The organism is Planotetraspora silvatica (assembly GCF_016863315.1).
Classification (GTDB): domain Bacteria; phylum Actinomycetota; class Actinomycetes; order Streptosporangiales; family Streptosporangiaceae; genus Planotetraspora; species Planotetraspora silvatica.
Window position 1 is genome coordinate 1 of sequence record NZ_BOOQ01000054.1, and the last position, 22,866, is coordinate 22,866.

The 22,866-nt window shown below is 68.4% G+C and carries 16 protein-coding genes; 10 read left to right on the forward strand and 6 right to left on the reverse strand.

Annotation, left to right across the window (positions count from 1 at the left end; translation table 11 throughout):
* Positions 1 to 218, reverse strand: a 218-nt coding sequence (locus Psi02_RS34670; protein ID WP_203980091.1) for a hypothetical protein, incomplete at its 3' end; no start/stop codon positions are given.
* A 191-nt stretch (positions 219 to 409) separates the two neighbouring features.
* Positions 410 to 1,045: an integrase core domain-containing protein gene (locus Psi02_RS34675; protein ID WP_203980092.1), complete on the reverse strand. Its 636-nt coding sequence runs from the start codon at positions 1,043 to 1,045 to the stop codon at positions 410 to 412.
* A gap of 18 nt (positions 1,046 to 1,063) precedes the next feature.
* Between Psi02_RS34675 and Psi02_RS34680 the strand changes: the two genes are divergently transcribed.
* A complete protein-coding gene (locus Psi02_RS34680) occupies positions 1,064 to 1,207 on the forward strand; it encodes a hypothetical protein (RefSeq protein ID WP_203980093.1) in 144 nt (47 codons plus the stop codon).
* Between the two features lie 382 nt (positions 1,208 to 1,589).
* Here Psi02_RS34680 and Psi02_RS34685 read toward each other — a convergent pair whose 3' ends face one another.
* Positions 1,590 to 2,312, reverse strand: coding sequence for an integrase core domain-containing protein (locus tag Psi02_RS34685; protein ID WP_203980094.1), 723 nt, complete (start codon positions 2,310 to 2,312; stop codon positions 1,590 to 1,592).
* A 266-nt stretch (positions 2,313 to 2,578) separates the two neighbouring features.
* Here Psi02_RS34685 and Psi02_RS40460 point away from each other — a divergent pair, with 266 nt between their 5' ends.
* From Psi02_RS40460 to Psi02_RS34700, 3 genes are all read left to right on the forward strand, one after another.
* The gene (locus tag Psi02_RS40460) at positions 2,579 to 3,076 is read left to right on the forward strand and encodes a MarR family winged helix-turn-helix transcriptional regulator (RefSeq protein ID WP_275415323.1); all 498 of its coding nucleotides are present in this window, start codon (positions 2,579 to 2,581) and stop codon (positions 3,074 to 3,076) included.
* A 386-nt stretch (positions 3,077 to 3,462) separates the two neighbouring features.
* On the forward strand, positions 3,463 to 6,765 hold the full coding sequence (locus tag Psi02_RS34695; protein WP_203980095.1) for a LamG-like jellyroll fold domain-containing protein: 3,303 nt from the start codon (positions 3,463 to 3,465) through the stop codon (positions 6,763 to 6,765).
* 49 nt (positions 6,766 to 6,814) lie between these two features.
* A complete protein-coding gene (locus Psi02_RS34700) occupies positions 6,815 to 13,072 on the forward strand; it encodes an RHS repeat-associated core domain-containing protein (protein WP_203980096.1) in 6,258 nt (2,085 codons plus the stop codon).
* Between the two features lie 33 nt (positions 13,073 to 13,105).
* Here Psi02_RS34700 and Psi02_RS34705 read toward each other — a convergent pair whose 3' ends face one another.
* Both Psi02_RS34705 and Psi02_RS34710 read right to left on the reverse strand, forming a co-directional pair.
* Positions 13,106 to 15,517, reverse strand: coding sequence for an ATP-binding protein (locus Psi02_RS34705; RefSeq protein WP_203980097.1), 2,412 nt, complete (start codon positions 15,515 to 15,517; stop codon positions 13,106 to 13,108).
* Between the two features lie 568 nt (positions 15,518 to 16,085).
* Complete coding sequence (locus tag Psi02_RS34710) at positions 16,086 to 17,420, reverse strand: tyrosine-type recombinase/integrase (protein WP_203980098.1); 1,335 nt, start codon at positions 17,418 to 17,420, stop codon at positions 16,086 to 16,088.
* A gap of 321 nt (positions 17,421 to 17,741) precedes the next feature.
* Here Psi02_RS34710 and Psi02_RS34720 point away from each other — a divergent pair, with 321 nt between their 5' ends.
* Complete coding sequence (locus Psi02_RS34720; RefSeq protein WP_203980099.1) at positions 17,742 to 18,053, forward strand: hypothetical protein; 312 nt, start codon at positions 17,742 to 17,744, stop codon at positions 18,051 to 18,053.
* Here the strand turns inward: Psi02_RS34720 and Psi02_RS34725 are convergent, their stop codons facing one another.
* Positions 18,054 to 18,221, reverse strand: a complete 168-nt coding sequence (locus Psi02_RS34725) for a site-specific integrase (protein ID WP_203980100.1) — start codon at positions 18,219 to 18,221, stop codon at positions 18,054 to 18,056.
* Between the two features lie 68 nt (positions 18,222 to 18,289).
* Between Psi02_RS34725 and Psi02_RS34730 the strand changes: the two genes are divergently transcribed.
* The 5 genes from Psi02_RS34730 (at position 18,290) to Psi02_RS34750 (ending at position 22,798) form a co-directional block, all read left to right on the forward strand.
* Entirely contained in the window at positions 18,290 to 18,556 is a 267-nt protein-coding gene (locus tag Psi02_RS34730) for a YxzC family protein (protein WP_203980101.1), read from the forward strand.
* 132 nt (positions 18,557 to 18,688) lie between these two features.
* Complete coding sequence (locus Psi02_RS34735) at positions 18,689 to 19,120, forward strand: Imm1 family immunity protein (protein WP_203980102.1); 432 nt, start codon at positions 18,689 to 18,691, stop codon at positions 19,118 to 19,120.
* Positions 19,121 to 19,228: 108 nt separating this feature from the next.
* Entirely contained in the window at positions 19,229 to 19,627 is a 399-nt protein-coding gene (locus Psi02_RS34740; RefSeq protein WP_203980103.1) for a DUF5958 family protein, read from the forward strand.
* Between the two features lie 977 nt (positions 19,628 to 20,604).
* Complete coding sequence (locus Psi02_RS34745; RefSeq protein WP_203980104.1) at positions 20,605 to 21,207, forward strand: hypothetical protein; 603 nt, start codon at positions 20,605 to 20,607, stop codon at positions 21,205 to 21,207.
* Between the two features lie 643 nt (positions 21,208 to 21,850).
* Positions 21,851 to 22,798: a maleylpyruvate isomerase family mycothiol-dependent enzyme gene (locus Psi02_RS34750; RefSeq protein ID WP_239095417.1), complete on the forward strand. Its 948-nt coding sequence runs from the start codon at positions 21,851 to 21,853 to the stop codon at positions 22,796 to 22,798.
* Positions 22,799 to 22,866: the final 68 nt, after the last annotated feature.

The following is a 22,866-nucleotide window of genomic DNA, read 5'->3' on the forward strand; positions in this document are numbered from 1 at the left end:
ACCCAGACCCCTGACGCGTGCGAGACACGCATGCGCCCGCCCGGTGCCTCACGAGCGGACGAGGAGGCCTGGTGGGGGACTCGTGCGGTGGTGCTCATCACCCCGAGCAGCGCCTCCACCCCGACGCCGGGGTGGCCGACGTCGGAACACTCGACGTGGACCCGGCCGTGTGCTTCGCCTTCGACGTAGGCGCGCAGCTCGGCCAGCTGCGCGCGCACCTCGCACGATGGGGCCGGTGATGCGGGGCCAGGCACTGACGTGCAGGGCGTAGCGGGAGTAGTCGTCCAGCCAGGTGAGGATTTCGGTGTCGGTGTCGGTGCCGTCGGCGAGCCGGTAGTGGGTGAAGTCGACTTTCCTGTGCCGCTCGAAATTAGGGTCGGGTCCTTGACCTGGGAGTTTGCCGGTTGACCTATGCGGCCTCGTACTCGTTGATGAGGCCGCCGAGTACAGGTCTTCGTTTGATCCGCCGGTCGGTCAGGTCGACGATGGGCGTGGGCTTCGTCGGGTCTGAGTCTGGATGCCGCTGGTTCAGGGCCTGGTGGGGGCGATGTGCGTTGTAATGGACGGCGTACTCGGCGAGAACTCGTCGGAGATGGCCTGTTCCCAGTATCAAGATTCGATCCAGGAGCTCGCGCCGTAGCGTTCCCACCAAGCGTTCGCAGATCGCGTTCGCCCTGGGCGCTCGCGGCGGGGCGAGGATGACCCGCACGTCCTCGGCGTGGAAGACGGCATCGAACGCCTGCGTGTACTTGGCATCCCTGTCACGGATCACGAACCGCAACGTGTCCATCCTGGCGCCCAGGTCAATGGCCAGGTTGCGTGCCTGCTGAGCCACCCACGGACCTGTCGGAGTCGCCGTTACTCCGGCGACGTGCAGCCTCCTGGTTCGGTGCTCCATGAAGACCAGGACATACAGGCGTTGCAGCAGCACCGTATCGACGTGCAGGAAATCGCAGGAGATGATCCGGTGGGCCTGGGCGGACAGAAACTCACCCCAGGTCGGGCCGTGCCGCCGGGGCGCGGAATCGATGCCGGCCTTCTTCAAGATCTCCCACACGGTCGAATGGGCGATCTTGTGGCCCAGCCGAGCGAGTTCGCCCTGGATCCGCCGGTGTCCCCACCCAGGATTCTCCTGGCCATCGCCACCACCAACCTCGTGATCGATGCCCTGGTCTGCGGCCGTCCCGCACGCGCACGGGACGGATAGGTCCACCTACGGGCGGCCAATCGGCGGTGCCATCGCAACAGGGTGTCCGGGGTGACACCGAACACCTGAGCCCAACGGCGCCTGGGGATCATCCGGGCCAGCGCGGCCAGCCACATCCGGTCAGCAGGTTCGTACCGCGCGCGTTTGATCTGGCGGCGCAGCACCGCGTTCTCATGGCGAAGAACAAGCAAATCGACGTCCTTGGACACATCACCGCGAACCACAACCACCACCGCAGCGAGCATGAACCTGACGATCATGTAAGCCACGTGAGAGGCATCCCGGGAGGATCCCAGCCACAGCAGCCGCCCGCAAGCGAACCTCCAGGTCAAAACCCTGGCCGAGTTTTCGAGCGTCACAGGGTGCCAAATACTGTGTCACCTCATGCGACCTGGGTGTATTCGTGGAGGAGTCCGCCGAGCCGGTCTAGTCGGATGACCTTGATCTCGGCATCAGCGGGATCGGGTAGCGCTCGGAGCGGGCTGGCCTGATTCAGGGCCCGGTGGGGACGATGCTCGTTGAAATAGGTCTCGTACTCGGCGAGGACGGTCCGCATATGGCGTTCGTTCATGATGAGAATCCGGTCGAGAAGTTCGCGGTGTACGCTGCCCACCCATCGTTCCATGATCGCGTTCATCCGTGGAGCCTGCGGTGCAGTGAGCACCACGCGGATGCCCTCGGCTGTGAACACCTCGTCGAACAGTGCAGTGAACTTGCTGTCTCGGTCTCTGATCAAGAATCGGAAGTCGCCGGTCCGATCGCCTAGGTCGAGCATGAGGTTGCGGGCTTGCTGGGTCACCCAGGCGGCGGTCGGGTTTGCCGTGACACCCAGCACATGGACCCGCCGGGCGGCATGCTCGACCACGGCGAAGCAGTACAGTCGCGCGAGCGTGATCGTCTCGACATGAAAGAAGTCGCAGGCCAAGAACCCGGATGCCTGGGCCTTGAGGAACTGGGCCCAGGTCGGGCCGCTGCGCCGGGGTGCTGGATCGAAGCCGGCCTTCTTCACGATCGTCCACACGGTGGCCGGGGAGACCTTCCGGCCCAGGCTGGCGATCTGTCCGGCGATGCGCTGGTATCCCCAGGTCGGGTTCTCGGCGGCCAACCGAAGCACCAAGGCCCGGATCGTGGGCCGCGTCGGTGGTCGTCCCGGCCCGCGCTTGGGGAATGTCCAGCGTCGCTTCACCAGCTCTGCGTGCCAGCGCAGGAGTGTCCGTGGTGTGACGAACAGGTGCCGGCGGCGGCTTTGGGGGAGTAGTCGCGTCAGCGCGGAAAGGATCGCCCGGTCCGCCCACGATGACCGAGGAGTGGCGACCTGGCGGCGGAGCACAGCGAGTTGATGCCGCAATGCCAGGATCTCCGCGTCTTTCGATGTCTGCGATCGGGCGAGCAGCGCGATCCAGCCGAACACCCGCAAGGCGATCAAGTACAGCAGCCGCAGAGCCATCCCGCGATCCTGCCGGAGCCGAGCTGCTGAGCACAGCAAAGCCCCAGATCAAACCCTGTGACACGATATTCGGCACCCACAGGCATTACGCCGTGCTCGCGACGTTGGAGGAGTCCGGCTCGGCAAGCCAGGCGGAGCTGAGCCGCCGTACCGGCATCTACCGCAGCGACGTGGTCGCCGTCATCAACGAGCTAGCCGATCGCGGCCTAGTGGAACACGCGCACGACCCCGCCGCCCGCCGCCGCAACGTCATCACGATGACCCAGCAGGGCCGCAGCCAACTGCAGAGGCTCGACAAGCTGCTCGCAGCCATCGAGGACGAGGTGCTCGCGCCTCTCGCCCGGCGGGAACACGACCAGTTCACCGAGCTGCTCACCCGCCTCGTGGACCATCACGCGAGGTCCCACAGCCGCGGCTCCTGAGCGGTCTTGTCCCGCCACACCACGGGGACGCAATCGATCGCATTCCGGCAAGATGCAGGCTGATGGCTGCTGAAGTGGGCACTCGATCTGGCGGATAGTCCCCAAGATCATCCCGTACATATTCCGTGAACGGTGATTCAGGGCTGCTCTCGGTGACCTGCGGCTGCGCGCGGGCGCAAGCCGCTCCGGGACCGGGGTGTCATGTCAACGTCTCGAAGGGACACCCGCTCATCGCAACGAGGCCGCGGCGGTCGCGTGGTGGTCGGCATCTGGTCGCGGAGTCTTCGCATCCGTTGATCGTTTGCGGTCGCCCTGATGCGATGTCGCTTGCTGAACGCAGGTTAACCCCGGAGGCAAGGATGCGCGTACCGCGCCTGCTTCGACGAATGTCGATCATATTTCTGTCCCTCAGCCTCGTCCTCGTCACCGGGGACCCGGCGTCCGCGCGAACGGGCCCGGGGCCACTACCCTCGCGGCCTTCCGCGTCCAACGGGGGCGCGGCGGCGCCGGGTGCGGATGCGGCCGAACCCCGGGACGAGCCGTCCGCCCTCGCCCGCGCCCGCGCCACGCATCGGCGCGTCGAGGTGGCTGGGGCCCGCTCGGCCACCGGTTCGGTGTACGCGAACCCGGATGGAACGCTGACCGCCGAGGAGTTCGGCCACCCGATCCGGGTGCGCCGGAGCGGTGGCTGGGTGCCCGTCGACCCGACGCTGCGGCGCGCCGCGGACGGCTCGGTGACGACCGTCGCCACTACATCCCAGGTGGCATTCTCCTCAGGCGGGTCGCAGCCGCTGGCCACGATGGGCGGCGACGGGTGGAAGCTCACCCTGACCTGGCCGGGGCCGTTGCCCGCGCCGATGCTCAACGGCGCCGTCGCGACCTACCGGCAGGTGCTGCCCGGCGTGGATCTGGTGATGGCGGCCGACGACACCGGGTTCGCCGAGCGGCTGGTCGTCCGCTCGCGCGCGGCGGCGGCCAACCCGGCGTTTCGCGAGATCCGGTTCGGGTTCCGGCTGACCGGCGCCTCCATGTCGGTGCAGCCAGACGGCGGCCTGGTCGCACGCGACGCCCGTGGCCGGACGGTGTTCGGCTCCCCGCCGGCACGCATGTGGGACGCGGGCACCGGTGCGGGCTCGTCGCCGGCGCAGGCCCCGGTCGGGGTCACCCTGCGGGACGGGGTGATGCTGCTGCGCCCCGACCAGGCCATGCTGGCGGATCCCGGCACGCGGTTCCCCGTCACGATCGATCCGTCCTACAACGCCGGCAGGCTCGCCTGGACCAGCACCTTGGAACAGAGCCCGTCCACCTCGTTCTGGAACGGCGCGAACCTCGCCGACGACCCCAACGGCAAGGTGATGGTCGGGCTGGACCCGTGGTACAAGACGAGGGCGCGGTCGTTCTTCCGCATGAACACCTCGGCGGTCAACGGCAAGCATATCTTGAAGGCGACGTTCCGGATCACCGAGAAATGGACGTACTCGTGCAGTGCGAGTGTCGTGCAGTTGTGGTGGGCGGGCGCCATCGGTTCGGGGACGACCTGGTACAACGAGCCGAGCTGGAACCGGAAGGTGGCCGAGGCGAACGTCGCCAAGGGCAACGAGGCCTACGGTTGCGGTGACGGCTCGGTGGAGTTCGACCTGACCGGCCTCGTGCACGACGCCGCGGCCGCCAAGTGGGCGGACATGACGCTGGGCCTGCGGGCGGCCGACGAGACCAACTACTCCGGGTGGAAGCGGTTCGACACCGACGCCTCGATCGCCATCGACTACAACTCGGTTCCCGCGGTGCCGAGCGGGCTGACCATCGATGGTAAGAGTTGCGGCACCGGCACCTGGGTCGGGTCGCTGACCCCGACCATGAGTGCCGCCGTGTCCGACCCCGACGCCGGCCAGATGCTCAGCGTCAGCATGTACTGGGCGGCGAGCGGCGCCGCCGTCTCCGAGACCAGCAAGGTCGTGCAGTCCAACGTCGCCTCGGGCAGCCGCGCCATCGCTCCGGTGCCGGCCGGGAAGCTCGCCAACGGCGGCTCCTACTACTGGCAAGCGAAGGCCGGTGACGGCACCGACACCTCGGGCCTGTCCGGCCAGTGTGCCTTCAACGTCGACACCGTCCCACCGTCCGCGCAGCCGACGGTCACCTCCACGGACTACCCGGACGACGGCAACTTCCACGGCGGCCAGGGGACGCCCGGAACGTTCAGTCTGGACGCGAGCGGCATCTCCGACGTGGTCGCCTACCGATACGGCTGGGCCGATCCGCCGACCACGGAAGTCGCCGCCTCCGCCATGGGCGGCGGCGCCACAATCACCGCCACGCCCGCCGCGAGGGGCATCAACTCGCTCTACGTACGGTCGGTGGACCGGGCCGGCAACCTGTCGCCGATGCACGTGTACGTCTTCTACGCCGCCGGCGGTAGTGCCCCCGAAGGGGTGTGGAAGACGAACGAGGGCAGCGGCTCGACTCTCGGCGACGCTTCCGGCCATGGCCACGCGGCGACCGTGACGGGTGGCGTTTCCTGGACCTCCGACAGGACGATGGCGCCGGGCTCGGCGATCTCCCTGAACGGGTCCACCGGGTACGCGGCGACCGGCGGGCCCGTGGTGGCCGACACCAGCGCCAGCTTCGCGGTCTCCGCGTGGGTGCGTCTCACCTCCACCGCGGGGTGGGCGACGGTGGTGTCCCAGGAGGGCACCACGGCGAGCGGGATGATTCTGCAGTTCGACCGGGGTTCGGGGCACTGGGCGATCGGCACGCAGAACAGCGACACCACCAACCCTCCGGCCACCCGTGCCACGGCGGCGGACGCGCCGCGCGTCGGGACCTGGACCCACCTCGCCGGCACCTACGACTCCGGCACCGGCACACTCACCCTCTACGTGAACGGCCAGAAGGCCGGCACCGCGAGCACCCACATCTCGTGGAACGCCGGCGGGCGTCTGCTCATCGGCGCCGAGAAGTTCGACGGGAACGTGATCAGCTACTTCCCCGGAGATATCGCCGACGTCCGGGTGTGGGACCGGCTGGTCTACCCCGACGAGATCCAGGCCATCGCCGGCACGCCGATGCTCGCGGCCGCCTGGGACCTGTCCGCCGACGGCAGTGACTCCTCCGGGCGGAACCACCCCGTCACGGCGAGCGGCGGCGTCACGTTCGACCCCGCCGGAGGCCACAACAGCACAGGTTCCGCGCACCTGGACGGCACCGGCGTCCTGACCGCCTCCGGGCCGGTGGTCCTCACCGACCAGAGCTTCACGGTGTCGGCCTGGGTGCGCCTGTCCGACACCAACGCCTACCACACCGCCGTCTGCCAGCAGGGCACCCGCACCTGCGCGTTCTTCCTGCAGTACGACAACACGGACAAGCGGTGGTCGTTCACGCTGCACGCCCAGGACATCGACGGCCCCACCATCACCTATGTCACCTCGTCGTCGCCACCCACCCTGAACACCTGGACCCACCTGGTCGGCGTGTACGACGCCGGCAAGAGTGAGGGGCGGCTGTACGTCAACGGCCAGCTCGTCGGCACCAAGACCGGGGTGGCCCCCTTCAACGCCACCGGCCCGGTGACCATCGGCCGCGCCCGCTACAACGGCGGCACCGTCGACCCCTGGACCGGGGACATCGACCACGTGCGCGTCTACCTCGGCGCGCTCCAGGACGGCCAGATCGTCGACCTCTTCAACCAGTAACCGGCTCCCCGCCGACGATATCCGTGCAGCCCTCCCGGGAGGTCCGTCCATGTACCTGCGGCGCGCGCCGATACGCCGGCGCCCGGCCCTGACCCGCCTGATGACCTTCGCCGGCGTGGCCGGCGTGCTGCTGGCCATGCTGGGGGAGCCCCCGGCGCTGGCCGAGCAGACCGATCCCTTCCACCGGTTGACCGTGCAGGACGAGCGCGTCGTCACCGGCGCCGCGGGCACGGTGCGGGCGTACGGGGCCGACCAGGCCGCCGCGAAGGCGCTGCGAGGGACGCCCGCCACGCCCACCTGGCCCGCGGCGGACATCGCCGTGGCCGACCTCGGACCGGCGAGCGGCGGCGTGTCCGCGTCCGGCGCGGCACAACCGCGCGTGGCCGCCCCGGACCGGGTCCGCGCGGGCACGCTGCCGGTGGTGGTGAGCCCGGCCACCACCGCCGTCCCAAATGTGATCACCACGGGCTCCGGCGCCACCCGCATCGGCCCGGCGGGCCCTCCGGCCGCGGCTTCCGCGCCGGGCAGCGCGCCGGGGAAGGTGTCGGTGCGGGTGCTCGACCACCGTCAGACCTCGGTCGCCCGTCCCGACGCCCTGCTGCTGCGGGTGGCCAGGGCCGACGGCGTGGCGGCACCCGGCCAGGTGTACGTCGAGGTCGACTACAGCGGGTTCCGCACCGCTTTCGGCGCCGACTGGGGGCAACGGTTGCACATCGAGACCCTCCCGGAGTGCGCGCTGACCGATCCGGCCGGTCACGGCTGCCAGGGCAGCCCGCTGGCGTCACGCAACAACGCGAGCACGGTCGGGGCGGTCGTGCCCGCGGCGGCCGGGGCGGGCACGTTGCTCGCGGTCACCGCCGGCGCCTCCGGCAGCACCGGTAGCTTCGCGGCCACCTCGCTGTCGCCGTCGGGCTCCTGGGAGGCGGGCGGCTCGTCCGGCGACTTCTCCTGGTCCTACCCGCTGCACGTGCCGCCGTCGCTCGGCGGCCCCTCGCCGAAGCTCGCGCTGACCTATTCGTCCCAGAGCGTGGATGGCCGGCACGCCGCCTCCAACAACCAGCCCTCGTGGATCGGCGAGGGATTCGAGATGGGGTCGGGGTACGTCGAGCGGCGCTACAAGAGCTGCGCCGACGACATGGACAGCGGCGCGAACAACACCACCAAGACCGGCGACCAGTGCTGGGGGACCGACAACGCCACGATGTCGCTGGGCGGCAAGACCACCGAACTGATCAAGGACGACGCGACCGGGGCATGGCATCCGAAGAACGATGACGGCTCGAAGGTCGAGCACCTGACCGGCGGCTCGAACGGCGACAACGACGGCGAGTACTGGAAGGTCACCACCGCCGACGGCACGCAGTACTTCTTCGGCCGCAACCGGCTGCCCGGCTGGTCCACCGGCAAGCCGGAGACCAACTCGACCTGGACGGTGCCCATCTTCGGCAACCACGCCGGCGAGCAGTGCCACCAGACGACCTTCGACGCCTCGTGGTGCACCCAGGCGTGGCGCTGGAACCTCGACCACGTCGTCGATCTCCACGGCAACTCGCTGTCCTACTGGTACTCCACGGAGACCAACAAGTACGCCCGCGACCTCGACTCCACCAAGGTGTCCGGCTACACCCGCGGCGGCTACCTCACCGAGATCGACTACGGCACGCGCGCCTCTGCGGAGTTCGGCACGGCGCCGGCGCGGGTGCTGTTCACCGTCGCCGATCGCTGCCTGCCGGGCACCACCTGCGATTCGGCGCACCCGGCGAGCTGGCCCGACGTGCCGTGGGACCAGAACTGCACGGGGACGACCTGCACCCAGTACGGGCCGACGTTCTGGACGACCAAGCGGCTGTCGTCGGTCAAGACGCAGGTGTGGGGCGGTACGGCGTACCGCGACGTGGAGTCGTGGACGCTGAAGCACAGCTTCCCCGATCCCGGTGACAGCACCCGGGCCGGGCTGTGGCTGACCGGGATCGGGCACTCCGGACTCGTCGGCGGCACCGCCTCGGTCCCCGACATCACCTTCACCGGCGTGCAGATGCCCAACCGGGTCGACACCATCGACCACTCCCCTGCGATGAACTGGTGGCGGATCGCGTCCATCCGCACCGAGACCGGCGGCGAGATCTCCGTCGGGTACTCCGGGCAGGACTGCGTGGCGGGCAGCAGGATGCCGTCGGCGCCGGAGTCCAACACCCTGCGGTGCTACCCGGTGGTCTGGACGCCGCAGGGGTACACCAGCCCGGTCACCGACTATTTCCACAAGTACGTCGTCACCGTCGTCAGCGAAACCGACCACACCGGCGGAGCACCCCGGGTGAGCACCACCTACGCCTACAAGGGCAGCCCCGCCTGGCACTACACCGACGACGACGGTCTCATCCCGGCCTCGCAGAAGACCTGGTCACAGTGGCGGGGGTACGAGACCGTCGCCGTCACCAAGGGCGACCCAGGCGAGCAGTCCTACGGCGAGACCCACTACTTCCGCGGCATGGACGGCGACCACCTGCCCAGCGGCACCCGGAAGGCGACCGTCACGGACTCCCGCGGCGGCACGGCCACCGACTCGGCGGCATTCTCCGGCCGGCCGCGCGAGCGGATCACCTTCAACGGGCCGGGCGGCGCGGAGGTCAGTTCGGTCCTCACCGACATGTGGCAGTCCGCGCCCACCGCCACCCACACCGCGAACGGCGTCACGACCACCGCCCGGTACGTCAACACCGCCGTCAGCTCGCAGCGGGTCGCTCTCGACGGCGGGCGCGGGTTCCGCGAGACCAGGACCGCCACGACGTACGACTCCTACGGACTGGCCACCCAGGTCGACGACCAGGGGGACGTGGCCGACCCCGGCGACGACCAGTGCACGACGACCACCTACGTGCGCAACACGGCCGCGTGGCTGATGACCGCGATCTCGCGGAAGCAGGTGTACGCCCTCGGCTGCGGCAAGACACCCACCTCCGCGGCCCAGGTCGTCGCCGACACCAGGATGTCCTTCGACGGGCAGGCGTTCGGCGCCGCCCCCACGAAGGGTGACGTGACCCTCAGCGAGGAGCTGAAGGACTGGTCGAACGGCACCACGGCGTACGTGACGACCCAGCGGTCGCAGTACGACGCGAACGGGCGGGTGACCGACGTGTGGGACACCGACGGTAACCACACCGCGACCGCGTACACCCCGGCGACGGGCGGGCCGGTCACCAGGCAGACGGTCACCAACCCGCTCGGCTTCGTGACCACGACCGATCTGGAACCGGCGTGGGGGGCCACCACAGGCGTCACCGATCCCAACGGCAGGCGTACCGACGTCGGCTACGATCCGCTCGGACGAACCACCAGCGTGTGGAAGCCCGGACGCGCCAAGGGCGTGCAGTCCGCCAACACCACCTTCGGCTACCTCGTGCGCACCGACGGCCCGGCCGCCGTCACCACCAACACGCTCGGCCCGAACGGGGCGTACATCACCACCTACACCCTCTACGACGGGCTGCTGCGGGCCCGCCAGACGCAGTCCGCCGCGGTGGGGCCGGCGGGCGGCAGCGTCATCACCGACACCTTTTACGACACCGCGGGGCGCACGGCCAAGACGAACGCCACGTACGTGACCGACACCGCGCCCGGCACCACCCTGTTCGTGGCGGCGGGGGACAACCAGATCGCCGCGCAGACCGTGACGCTGTTCGACGGCGCCGACCGGCCGACCGCGTCGGTGCTGCGCTCGTTCGGCGCCGAGAAGTGGCGCACCAGCACCTACTACGGCGGTGACCACACCGACATCACCCCACCGGCGGGTGGAGTGGCGACCGCCACCTACACCGACGGGCGTGGCCGTACCGTCGAGCAGCGCCGCTACCACGGCTCCGTCCCGGCCGGTGGCCACGACTCCATCGTCAGCACCTACACCCCGAAGAACGCGCCGGCGAGCGTCACCGACCAGGCAGGCAACGCCTGGACGTACGGCTACGACGTGCGCGGCCGGCAGACCAGGATGACCGACCCGGACCGGGGCACCCAGACGTCCGCCTACGACGACGCGGGACACCTGCTGAGCACGACCGACGGGCGCGGCCGCACCCTCGCGTACACCTACGACGCGCTGGGCCGCAAGACCGCCGAGTACGACGGCTCGACCAGCGGTACGAAGCTGGCCGAGTGGACCTACGACACCCTCGCCAAGGGGCAGGCCACCTCGTCGACCCGCTACGACGGCGGCAACGCCTACGTCTCCGCGGTCACCGGCTACGACGCCGGGTACCGGCCGACCGGCACGAAGATCACGATCCCGGGGAGCGAAGGGGCCCTGGCGGGCATCTACCAGTTCGCCACCACCTACAAGCCGGACGGCAGCGTCTCCACCACCACCCTGCCGGCGGCCGGTGGGCTGGCCCAGGAGGTCCTCGGCTACACCTACACCTACCAGGGGAAGCCCGCCACGCTCGGCGGCCTCGACACCTACGTGACCGCCGCCGAGTACACCCGGCTCGGCGAGACATCCGTGCTCACCATGTCCACCGGCGGCCCGATCGCCCAAAGCGGCCTGTACTACGACGAGGCGACCCGCAGGCTCACGCGCATCCTCGACGTGCGCGAGACGGCGCCGTCGACGATCGCCGACCTCCACCTGGCCTGGAACCCGGCCGGCGACGTCACCGCCATCGCCGACACGCCGACCGGCGGCACCGCGGACACCCAGTGCTTCGGCTACGAAGGGCTGCGCCGGCTGGCCGAGGCGTGGACGCCGGGAGACGGAAACTGCTCGGTCCCGCCGTCGACGGCCGGGCTGGGCGGCCCGGCGCCCTACTGGCAGTCCTACACCTACGACGCGGCCGGCAACCGCGGCAGCAGGGTCGAGCACACCGCCGCCGGGGACACGACCACCACCTACACCTACCCGGCGGCCGGGGCGGCCCGGCCGCACGCCGTGACCTCCTCCACCACGGCCGGCCAGGCCGGCAGCCGTACCTCGGCGTACACCTACGACACGGCCGGGAACACGCTGACGCGCCCCGGTGGGACCGCCGGCCAGACGCTGACCTGGGACGCCGAGAACCGTCTCGCCTCGGTGGCCGATGGCGGTGACAAGTCCGGCTACGTCTACGACACCACCGGCGCACGGCTCATCCGCCGCGACGCCACCGGATCCACCCTGTACCTGCCCGGCACGGAGGTACGGGCCACCAGCGCCGGGCAGACCTCGGCCACCCGCTACTACACCTTCGGCTCGGCCACCGTCGCCCAGCGCACCTCCGGCGGAGTGAGCTGGCTGATGTCCGACCACCAGGGCACCCCGCAGATCTCGGTGGCGGCCACCGCCACTCAGCCGGTCACCCGGCGCCGGCAGAAGCCGTTCGGCGAGAGCAGGGGCACGCCGGTGACCTGGCCGGGCGAGCGCGGCTTCGTCGGCGGTGTCAACGACCCGACGGGCCTGGTGCACCTCGGCGCGCGGGAGTACGACGCCGGCAGCGGACGGTTCATCTCGCCCGACCCGGTCTTCGACGGCACCGACCCCGGCCAGATGATCGGCTACGGCTACGCGGCCAACAGCCCGGTCACCGCCAGCGATCCGTCCGGCCTGCGCTACGTCATGGAGGACGGCGGCGGCGGCGGAGACTCCGGTACGAGCAGTCCCCCTCCCAGCTCGACGCCCGCACCCACGCAATCACAAACCCCGCCGCCGCCGTGCGACTGGCTGTGCTCGGGCTGGCAGTGGATCAGCAGTACGCCCGCGTCGCCGGGCCACAACCCCAAGCAGTGGTCTGAGCTCTTCGGTCAACTCCTGTTCGTCCCGCACGACACCGTTGATCACTTCACCGATGGCGACCCTTTCGCCGAGAGCCTGAAGAACAGCCCGAGAATGAAAGAAATCATCCAGAAGAAGATCAAGGACTGCGCCGCTTCCAGTGGAGCGAATTTCCAGAGTTGCGGCGGATCCGACAGCTTCGGGCTCGGCGGGAAGGAGGGTACGGGGATATACGTGAAGGACATCATCAATATGGGGATGGAGCTTATGCACCTGCTCGATCCCGTTGTTCTGGGGGCGGATCTCAACCCGACCTTCCTCGGCTCGTTCGACTACGAATATACGATCACCAGAAGTTCGCAGGACAACTTGACGGTGAGCATGCACGTCACGAACACCACGAGCTGGGAGTCGTTCCTACGGCCACCGGTTTGGGGTTATAAAACGGAGCCGACGAAGATCGACCTGCCGTTCATCGGGCCCGTCGTCATTCCCCCTTGGCATGAGTTGGCAAAATCCCTTCCGCAACAGCAGCAGCAACAGGACATCACTTTCACGACGACAAACTGAGATGCCAGGAGTGGATGGGCCGCCGAAGGGCGTTCACGCCCCGAGAAGGTCCCGGACCTGGGCGGCCTGGCGGTCGTCTCCGATCTCTTCGAACAGCGCCAGCGCGAGGCGGCGGCACTCGTCCGCCGCCTCGTGGCCGGCGATGTCCTCGTGGACGTCGCCGAGGCGGGTCAGCAGCACCGCCTCCTCGTAGCGGTCGCCGAGGGAACGGAACAGCGCCAGCGCCTCGCTTCCGTACCGCAGGGCGTCGTCGGACTCTCCGAGCCGGGACAGCGCGGCGCACAGGTTGCTCACCGCCCGGCCCTCCCCGTGCGGGTCGGGGATGGCGCGGGAGATGGCCAGCGCCTCACGGTGCTGCTCGGCGGCCTCGGCGAACCGCTGCTGCCGGAAGTGCATCTCGCCCATGTTCGTCACGGTCAGGGCCTCGCCGTACCGGTCACCGATGTCCCGGAAGATGGCGAGGGACAGCCGGTGGGCGTCGGCGGCCTCGTCCCAGCGGCCGAGCGGGTCGTACGTGCTGCCGAGGTTGCCCAGCACCTTCGCCTCCCCCTGCCGGTACCCGACCTCCCGGAAGATGGCGAGCGACTTGTGGTAGGCCGAGAGCGCGTCGTCGAGGCGGTGCATCGGCAGGTAGGCGTTGCCGATGTTGCACAGGATGCGGCCCTCGGCCTCCCGGTCGCCGACGTGGCGGGCGCAGCGCAGCGCCGTCTCGTGGGTGCCTACCCACTCGGCGTAGTACTTGCGCAGGTCGAAGAAGCCGTACAGGGCGGTCGGCAGCTGCCACGCGACGCGGTACAGGCCGGCCGACTCGGCCGCCGCGGTGGCCGCGACGAGGTTGGGCAGCTCGGCCTCGAACCAGGCGAGCGCCTCGGCGTGGCCGGCGAACGACATCGGGGTGACCGCGAGCTCGACCGGCTCCGGGCGCATGGGAGGCAGGCCAGGGCTCAGGGCGACGCGGGCGGCGCAGGCGCTGTGCAGGTACCAGCCGCTTAGCCGGCGCGTCGCGGCGCGGCGCAGGTCCTCGGTGTCCTCGGCGAGCGCCCGCTCGCGGGCGTAGAGGCGCAGCAGGTCGTGCGGCCGGTAGCGACGAGGAGCGCTTTCCTGGAGGAGGTGCGCCCCGGTGAGCAGGGCGAGGAGCTGCTCGGCGCGCCGGCCCGAGGTGCCGGCCAGCGCTGCCGCGGCTGGGCCGCTGATGTCCGGACCGTCGTGCAGGCCGATCCGCCGGAACAGCTCCCGCGCCGCGTCCGGCAGCGCGTCGTAGGACCAGCTGAAGACCGCGCGCACCGCGGAGGTCTCGTCTCCGTCGGGGATCAGGACGTCGAGCCGCCCCCGCCGGTCCTCCAGCTCGGACACCGTGTCGGCGAGGGGCCGGCCGTGGGCGCCCACCCGCTCGGCCGCGACCCGCAGGGCGAGCGGGTGGTAGGCGCAGCGCTGGGCGAGGGCGGCGGCGGCCCGGGGCTCGGCCTCGACGCGGGCCCTGCCGATGCTCCGGCCGAGCAGCTCCGCCGACTCCTCGGCGGTGAGCAGGTCGAGCACGATACGGTGCGCCCCCTCCCGCGCCGCCAGGCCGGCCAGCCGGCTGCGGCTGGTGACGAGCACGACGCAGCCGCCGGAGCCGGGCAGCAGCGGGCGCACCTGCTCGACGGTGCGGGCATTGTCGAGCAGCACCAGCATGGACCGGTCGGCCAGCAGGGTCCGGTAGAGGGCGGCCTGCTCCTCCATCGTCGCGGGCATCCGGTCGCGGGCCACGCCGAGCGCGCCGAGGAACATGCCGAGCACGTCGTCGGGGGCGAGCGGGCTGCCGGTCGGGTGGTAGCCGCGCAGGTCGGCGTACAGGTCGCCGTCGGGGAACCGGTCGCGGACGCGGTGCGCCCAGTGAACGGCGAGGCTGGTCTTGCCGATGCCGGCCATGCCGCCGATGGCGGAGATCACTGCGGCGGCGGGCGCCGAGGTCTCCTCCAGCATCGCGTCCAGCCGCGCGAGATCCCGGACACGGCCCGTGAACAGGGTCGTCCCGATCGGGAGCTGCCGGGGGACGGCGCCGCGCCGCGCGCCCCCGGGTGGGCGCGTCGCCTCGGAGGACCGGGGGACGGCCTCCGGCTCGGCACGGCCCCCGGCCCGAGCGGGCCGCCCCTCCGCGTCGGCGTCCGCCAGCGCGGCGCGGGCCTCGGCGTCCGCGCGCTCCGTCACCGCCCGCTCGCGCAGGCGCAGCAGTTCGCCCGGCTGCAGGGAGAAGTAGCGCTCGTAGGCGGTGACGATGTCCGCCGGCGGCATCCGCCGGCCCGACTCGTAGTCGGCGATCGCGCTGTGCGAGGCCAGGTGCAGCGGCCTGACCAGCTCACGTTGCGAGAGCCCGCGCTGGCGGCGCAGCCGGCGCAGAGCGACGCGCAACGCCAGATGGGCGGCCGTGCCACCGGTACCACCGCCGGCTTCCGCAGGTGGCATGGTCTCTCCCGAGAGGGTCGTTCACCTGAGCGACGCCGTCGATCTTCACCTACGCGGCGTGCGCGGTCAACACTGGGAGGGCCTGCCGGGCGGCAGAGCTCGATTCGGCAGCTCACTCGGGGCAGGCGGTCGTCCGGCCCTTAAACGAGGCTCGCGTAGGCGACAAGGCGACCGGCGCCGCCGGTGCGACCAGGTTGAAAACCCGCGTCGCGGCCTCGTACGCGGGCTCGCCGGGGAGGGCGATGCCCGTACAAGACATGGCTTGAGCCGCGGGATCCGGAGCTCCAGCGTTCAGAGCCGTCACGGCCCGGTGACTATCAAACGCTGGCTGAGGCGAGATTGCCCTCGCTGATGACCGACGCGGCATAGGCGAAGCGTTGGTGTCCCAAGGGCTCATCGCGGGCTGATGGCGTCGTGGCACGTCCCTGCAGCACCAGGTGGAACGCGGCATAAGAATCAGCGGAGTCGCGGATGAATCGTCCGACGCAGTACGTGCGATCGCCGCGTGACATCGAATGGAATGGGCGCACTCTGGCTCTCAATCGTTGGTCGGCCCTGCCCTTGCGGCTTACCGCCGAGAGCGTGATCGGGTTCGGGCCAGGGCGTCGAGGGCGGTGTCGTCGGCGTCGGGGAGGGTGTGGAGGTATTTCTCGGTGGTGGAGATGCTGCCGTGGCCGAGTCGTTCCTTGACGACCTGGAGATCTGCGCCGCCAGCGAGGAGCCAGGAGGCGTGGGCGTGGCGGAGGTCGTGCATCTTGACCTTGAACTCCAGGCCTGACGCGGCGAGGGCTGGCCGCCAAACCTGGTCGCGAAACCAACGGCGGGGGATGTGGCCGTCGGTGTCCCAGCGACGGGGCGGGCGAGGGTTGTCCTTGCCAGAGCTTCGGCGCTCGGCGCGGTAGGTGGCGTAGGCGTTTTTGCAGTGCTGGCAGCGGCACTTGCCCGCGGTGTAGGCGCTGAGCGTGCCGTGCCTGTAGCGGCGCCCGGCAGCGTTCGGTTCGGTCACGCCCAGGTGCTCGGTCGGCTGCGCTCGTCGTTGTGCTGCGGGCTCCTCGCGCCGGTAGACGAAGAGCAGGTCATCACGCTCGAGCTTGGTTTCCTCGATGTATGCCTTGAGCTTCGCGACGATCTGCGGACTCAGTCTGAACCGGCGGTACTCCTTGTCCTTCGGGTACTCCTTGATCAGGAACCGCTTGCCCTCTGGGTGGTGCGTGGTGTTGATCTCAACGACCGTCCGACTCACCGTGACAATCCGGCTGAGCAACTCGAGATCCTTGACACGGAGTTCGATGAGCTCGCCCCAGCGCATGCCGCTCTCGATGGCGGTTTCGGCCAGGAGTCGCGTCTGCTCAGTCGGCAGCGCGACGTAGAGCCGGTCGAATTCCTCCGGGGACACAATCCGCAGAGGTTTCTTGGGCATCGTAGGAGTCTTTACGCCCTTACACGGATGAAGCGCGGTGACCTGGTCGTTCAGGGCGGTCGTGAAGATTCCACTGAGAATTGCCTTGTTGAGCTTGATGGTGGCGGGGGAGAGTCTTCGATTCTGCTGCTCCTTCACCCAGGCGCGTACGTCGCTGGGCAGGATCTCCGCCATGCGCATCGGTCCGAACCGGTCCATGATGTGCGCGTAGATCGAGTAGGTATAGCCCTCGCGCGTCGTGGCCTCCATCACGTGATGCGGTAGCCACTCCTCCTCGACGTAGCGGCGGAAGGTCTGCTTGCCTCGAGCGGGATTTGCGGCCCGACCCTCGTCGAGCTTGGCCTCGGCCTTCTGCCAGGCCTTGTCCGCCTCACGCTTGCTTCCATAGGTGCCGGCTGAGCGCTGCTCACCGCGAAGATCGCGATAGAGGGCGATGTACCGCACCTTGCCCTTGCTGTCGGTCCTCTTGCGCGAGAAGCCCATCCCCGACCTCCTGGTCCCGTGTCATCCATGTGTCACCGGACCCGACGTCAGTAGGTGTCATCTTCTGGTACGGCGCGACACAGTGATCATGCCTCTGAGCTGCAGTCTAATGGACGGTGACGGTTCCTGCCTGAGTTGATTTGAACGGGAAAACGCGACTGGGGGTCAAGGGGTCGCAGGTTCAAATCCTGTCGTCCCGACCAGGTTTTGGCTGGTCGGATAGGGTGTCACGTGATCACGTGGCACCTTTTTCATGTGCTGAGTGTCTATCTGAGTGACAACGGATCCGATCTCGGTGTGGCTTCCGGAAGGACTCATGGGATGACCGCGACGCGAGCGGCCTCCATCGGGAGGTCCATTGGTGCGGCGGCGCTCTACGCGGTGGCTGCTTTCTGGGTGCTCTGCAGTTTTGTTGCGACGGTGGAGGCGGATAATCCGGAGGCCTTTCCCGGCATCCTGGACAAGGACGAGGCCTTCGGCGCGTTTTTCAGCGTGAGTCTGGCGGTGCTCTTCGCGGCGGCGGCCGTGGCCCTGTGCAGGCGGCCCCTTGTCTCCAAGGCTGCCTGTACCTTGATCGTCTTGGTGTGCGTCTATCGGGCGATCAGCGTCTACGGGCAGTTCTACGGGACCTGATTACGCGAAGATCTGGTCCATGGATTCGGTCCCGCCGAGCAGCACCTGGCGGATCTGTTTGCGGTAGACGGCTTCGGTGACGGCGGTGCCGCTGTGGCCGACGAGGCGGGCGATGTCTTCGAGGGGGACGCCGGAGTCGGAGAGCAGTAAAACGAAGCTATGCCGCATCTCTCGTGGCGTGCGCTCGTCAGCCGGTAGCGCAGAATCTCCTTCGCATTGCGCTGTACGGTCGGCGCATGCACATGACCGAGCAGCCCGATCTCGACGAGATCGAGGAGCGCTTCGTCGCGATTCTTGAGGGACGGCTGAGCCGTGACGAAGCGGACCGGTGGGCCATGCGCTGGGTTGCCGATGGTGATCTCGCCTGGGAAGCCCTGGAATGGTGGGCGCTGAACCTCTTGGCCGGCATCGATCTCCCGGCAGGGCCAGCCGGAGACTACCTGCACGATGACGAGCAGGTGCGCGCATGGCTTCAAGAGCTTCAGCAACGGAGGCCAGGGTGACGTTCACGGGGATCAAACTCGTGCCCCCCGACGTGCCAGTCAGTACGGAGTTCAGGGGAAGACACGGGGACTCAGGGGACAGGCACATGCCCCCTGTGGCTGACAGTCGCGGCAACACGGAGGTGCACCTTGATGCGGTATCGAGCCGAGGCGTATTACCGGAAGGAGCATGCCGAGAAGCGGCCGGTCCTCTCTACTCCTGAGGAAGTTGACACGCTGATCGACTCTCTCCTCGCGGGTCCGGCGTTTCACAACATGGCTGAACTGCATTCCTTGGACCGAGCGCTGTTGCCTTCCGGATTTCCTGACCACGAGCTCCTGGTGGGGGTCGACCGAAAGCTCCAGGTCGGCGTCCTAGAGTTCATGGACGATGGCAATGTGGTGACGCTCGGCTCTTCGGAAGGCCGGGGCGAGGTTTCCTATTTCATCGTTGGGAACCCGACCGAGTTTCCGGATCGCTCCGAAATTCCCATCGACCTTGTGCGTCGGGCCGTCAAAGAATTTCTGGTATCTGGAGGACAGCGTCCGACGTGTGTCCAATGGCAGGTGCCGGAGTTCTGGTGATTTCGTCCAGCGGCTCGACCGTTCATGATCGTAGGCTTCGGCCGCGGATGACTGGTTCGATTGCCGATGAGAGCTGGTCGCCTCGGGCTAGTCAGGGAGTGTGGCGACGTGTACGAGCGTGAGGTCGTTCTGAACGAGTTGGCGCAGGGCTTGCGGCCCATGTCATGGGGCGTCGAATGGTTCGAGGGACTGACCGCTGAGGAGCAATCCGTCGCTCTGTGGGATCTATCCGGGTACTGCATGCAGGCTGGCGCGACCGTTGAGGACGGGCCGGCGAGCGTGCGTCTGGCGGGCTTACGGCCCACCCATACACCTGCGGTGTTGATCACACGTGGCCGGCTGATGATGGAGCAGCTGGTGAAGATCATCAATTTGCCGCAGGACGAGCGGGTCAAGGCGTTTCGGCTGCTGGTCGCTCTACTGGCTATCGCGGACCAGCGCCGACGTGAGCGCCATTGCGCCGACGGTTGCAGTCACGCGTGGCATCAGCTGGGGACAGCGAAGTGACCGAACCTATGAATCTTGATGCAAGGGCGCTCTTGCTGCGGGAAGCCGGGCTGATCGTCATAGACGCGGCCTGGTCAGGACGGGCGCCGGCACCCATGGAGGCGTGGCGTTTGATCATCGGTGGGGAAGTGACTCCTACGGCGATGGTTCCGACCCTTGACGGTATTGATCAATGGGACGAGGTGGAGGCCGTGTGGGACTCGGTCGCCAGGGATTCGGGGATTTTCGGTGGCCGAAACGAGTTCCTCATCAGTGTGGCGGGACCCGGTGCTGCTGACGCCCCCTGGGCTCATGTCCGACGCGACTCGCGTCCGAAGTTGGCTCACCACTCCTTCTCACCAGTCGGAGAGCCAGAATTCGTGACCACGTCGCTCGACGGCCGTTGCGTGTGTGGGGTGACCACGGAGGAGTACGCCGTTTGGGTTGTGGCTCGATCCTTCGAATGATCGCTCCGTAGCTCCGGGCAGTTTCTAACGGACTGATCACGTGAAGATCCGGTCCATGGCTTCGGCTCCGCCGAGTAGGACCGGGCGGATCTGTTTGCGGTGGACGGCTTCGGTGACGGCGGTGCCGCTGGACCGTGGCTCACGTGCGGAGATTACCGCCCGTGGGTTGCTTCTAAGCAAACATAACGAGCGGCCACGACAATTCCGCGGGCGGTCAATCACATAAACGAGAGCTTCTGCGTCCGTCGCAGGCTCGTCGGCTTGAGGCCTGGTGGTCGGAACCGGGGGTCAGAACCCGGAGCAGGATATTCGTAATGTCCCATTACCTCTGAATCCGGCGGGATCCAGAGGGGGACATAGTTGATCAGAACCACCCACTTCCGCAGATAGCGCGGGGGTGGGTTCTGATCAACAAGGACCGGGCGCGGTCATCGGGGGAGCGGTCGAGGCATGTCCGATCAGGGAGTGGAAGCAGGGTCCAGGCAGGTACGGCAGCGGCGGCGGGAGCGGCAGGCCGTACCGAGGCCGTACGTGGTGAAGTTCGTGCTGACCGAGCAGGAGTACGCGGACTTCCGAGCGGCGGCGGAGCGGCTTGGGTTGGCGCAGGGAGCGTATGCGGCTGTGGCGTCTTTGGCGGCGGCGCGGATGGCGAACCCGCCTATGCCGGACCCGTTGCGGAAAGCGCTGATCGAGTTGATGCAGGCGTCGGGGCAGGTGCGTCGCATCGGGGTGAATCTGAATCAGGCGGTCGCTGCGCTGAACGCCACGGGGGCTGATCCTGGGAATCTTCTTCCGTACGCGTTTGCCGGCGCGGCCTCGCGCTCCCGCGCCGCCGCGCCCTACGCCCCTCGCCGTCCGGTCGGAGAAGCGGCCAAGTCTGGATCGCGCGACTCGCCATCCGCCGACATGATCGACTCGGTGGCGTCCTCAGGGGATACTGACATGCGGCTTGACCTGGACGGACGATTAATCGGCACTTGCGTCGCGAAGTCATGCGGTAGCCGCTGTCCACATGTCAATAACATATTGGACCGCCATGATCCCGACTTCCGTCAAGCCGTTGACCTCCCAGCCGTCCGTAACGCGATCACAGATCAGCGCGGCGTTGGCCAGGAGACTATCTCGCGCGCATAGAACGGGACCCGTCATCGTCGTCAGGACGTCCCAATGCTTACGCGTTGGATGAGAAACACCCAGGGAAAAGGACGTGAGCGTGGCTGGCGGCACGTCGCCCGGCACTTCGCGCTCGGGGCGCCATCGTGGCCGGATCGGCCATCCCGCTGGCCAAGCAAGAGGTCCGCGACTTCGCCTACGTGACCAACTTTGGCGGGACCGTGGTGTCGGTCGTCGACACACTCCAACAACCCGCATCTACCGCCGGAGCAGGAGCGAACACCGTCGACGTGGCCCCTGCCCTTGTCTACGGATTAAAAGCAATTCTGTCCGCCATTGTCCTCGCCAAACTGCCGGATGGTGACGCTGCGTGGCGTGCCGTACCGCATACACCCGAGCAATCGTGCGCCCTTTGTCGCCGAGCGCCATTCCCCCACAACCCCCGGCGGGCTGAATCCAAGATCACCTGGCTCCTCGGCGGCGGTCCGGTGCTGCGGCTTGGCGCAGTGGAAGGTAAGACAGCGAGGACACCAACAGTGCATGACCATATTTGCGACCGGCGTCAGCCGCGGTATCGGCCAGGCAGCGGCGCTCGAGCTTGCTCACGCGGGCGTGAGTGTCGGCCTCGTCGCCCGCTTTCACGATGTGTCGTGCAGTTCGGAAGGTGTCAGGCGTCCCGGGCCGTGCTGTAGTCCACGTATTCGCTGGTCAGGCCACCGACGAAGGATATCTGCAGTATCTGCGTGAACCACCGTCCGCGCAGGTCGGCCGAACTGAGCAGGTCCTCGAAAGCGGCGGCAAGCGCTCACACCGGCAGCGTCGCTACCTTGAGGATATCGATCACGAAGGAGATGATCTCTTCATGGATTACGTCGCCGCCCTGTTCGAGCAGAATGAATTGTTTGGTGAGCTCATCCGCAAGGCTGGTCCGTCGACGCCGGTTCCGACCTGTCCGGGATGGACGATCCAGCAACTGTTCCGGCACGTCGGCCGGGGTCACCGCTGGGCAGCCCAGATTGTGCGCGACCGGGTAACGGATTACCTCGATCCACGCGTGGTGCGCGACGGTAAGCCACCGAGCGATCTCGACGGAGCCATCGAGTGGCTGCACGGTGGCGCTCGCGCTCTCGTGGAGGCGATTGCGGATGTCGGCGAAGACACTCCGGTGTGGACGTTCCTCGGCCCGCGACCGGCGGCCTGGTGGGTGCGGCGAAGGTTGCATGAGGCGACGGTCCACCGGGCAGACGCCGCACTGGCTCTGGGAGTGCCGTACGACTTGGCCGCCCCGCTGGCGGCGGACGGCATCACCGAATGGCTCGACCGGCTCGCCGCAGCCCAGAGGAACGGGGATCCGGCCCCGCTCGACACCGATGCCGTCTTGCACCTGCACGCCACCGACGGCCTCGGCCCGGCCGGTGAATGGATGATTCGAGCTGACAAAGACGGCATGTCGTGGGAACACGAGCACGGAGAGGGCACGACCGCGGTCCGTGGCCGCGCAGCGGATCTGCTCTTGGCGCTGCTTCGCCGGCGCTCGGCCGCCGATGTCAGCGTGCAGATTCTCGGCGCTCAGGAGGTCTGGACAAACTGGCTGAACCGCACTCCGCTCTGAACGCCGCGCCCAAACCCGGCAAGCCCACCCCGAACGCCCACCAGGATCCAAGAGTTACAGACTGGCGC

Coding starts and splice junctions, on each gene's coding strand:
- Psi02_RS34680 (WP_203980093.1), top strand. CDS start 1,064: ATGGGCGATCTTGTGGCCCAGCCGAGCGAGTTCGCCCTGGATCCGCCG.
- Psi02_RS40460 (WP_275415323.1), top strand. CDS start 2,579: ATGTCTGCGATCGGGCGAGCAGCGCGATCCAGCCGAACACCCGCAAGG.
- Psi02_RS34695 (WP_203980095.1), top strand. CDS start 3,463: ATGTCGATCATATTTCTGTCCCTCAGCCTCGTCCTCGTCACCGGGGAC.
- Psi02_RS34700 (WP_203980096.1), top strand. CDS start 6,815: ATGTACCTGCGGCGCGCGCCGATACGCCGGCGCCCGGCCCTGACCCGC.
- Psi02_RS34705 (WP_203980097.1), bottom strand. CDS start 15,517: ATGCCACCTGCGGAAGCCGGCGGTGGTACCGGTGGCACGGCCGCCCAT.
- Psi02_RS34710 (WP_203980098.1), bottom strand. CDS start 17,420: ATGGGCTTCTCGCGCAAGAGGACCGACAGCAAGGGCAAGGTGCGGTAC.
- Psi02_RS34720 (WP_203980099.1), top strand. CDS start 17,742: ATGACCGCGACGCGAGCGGCCTCCATCGGGAGGTCCATTGGTGCGGCG.
- Psi02_RS34725 (WP_203980100.1), bottom strand. CDS start 18,221: ATGCGGCATAGCTTCGTTTTACTGCTCTCCGACTCCGGCGTCCCCCTC.
- Psi02_RS34730 (WP_203980101.1), top strand. CDS start 18,290: ATGCACATGACCGAGCAGCCCGATCTCGACGAGATCGAGGAGCGCTTC.
- Psi02_RS34735 (WP_203980102.1), top strand. CDS start 18,689: ATGCGGTATCGAGCCGAGGCGTATTACCGGAAGGAGCATGCCGAGAAG.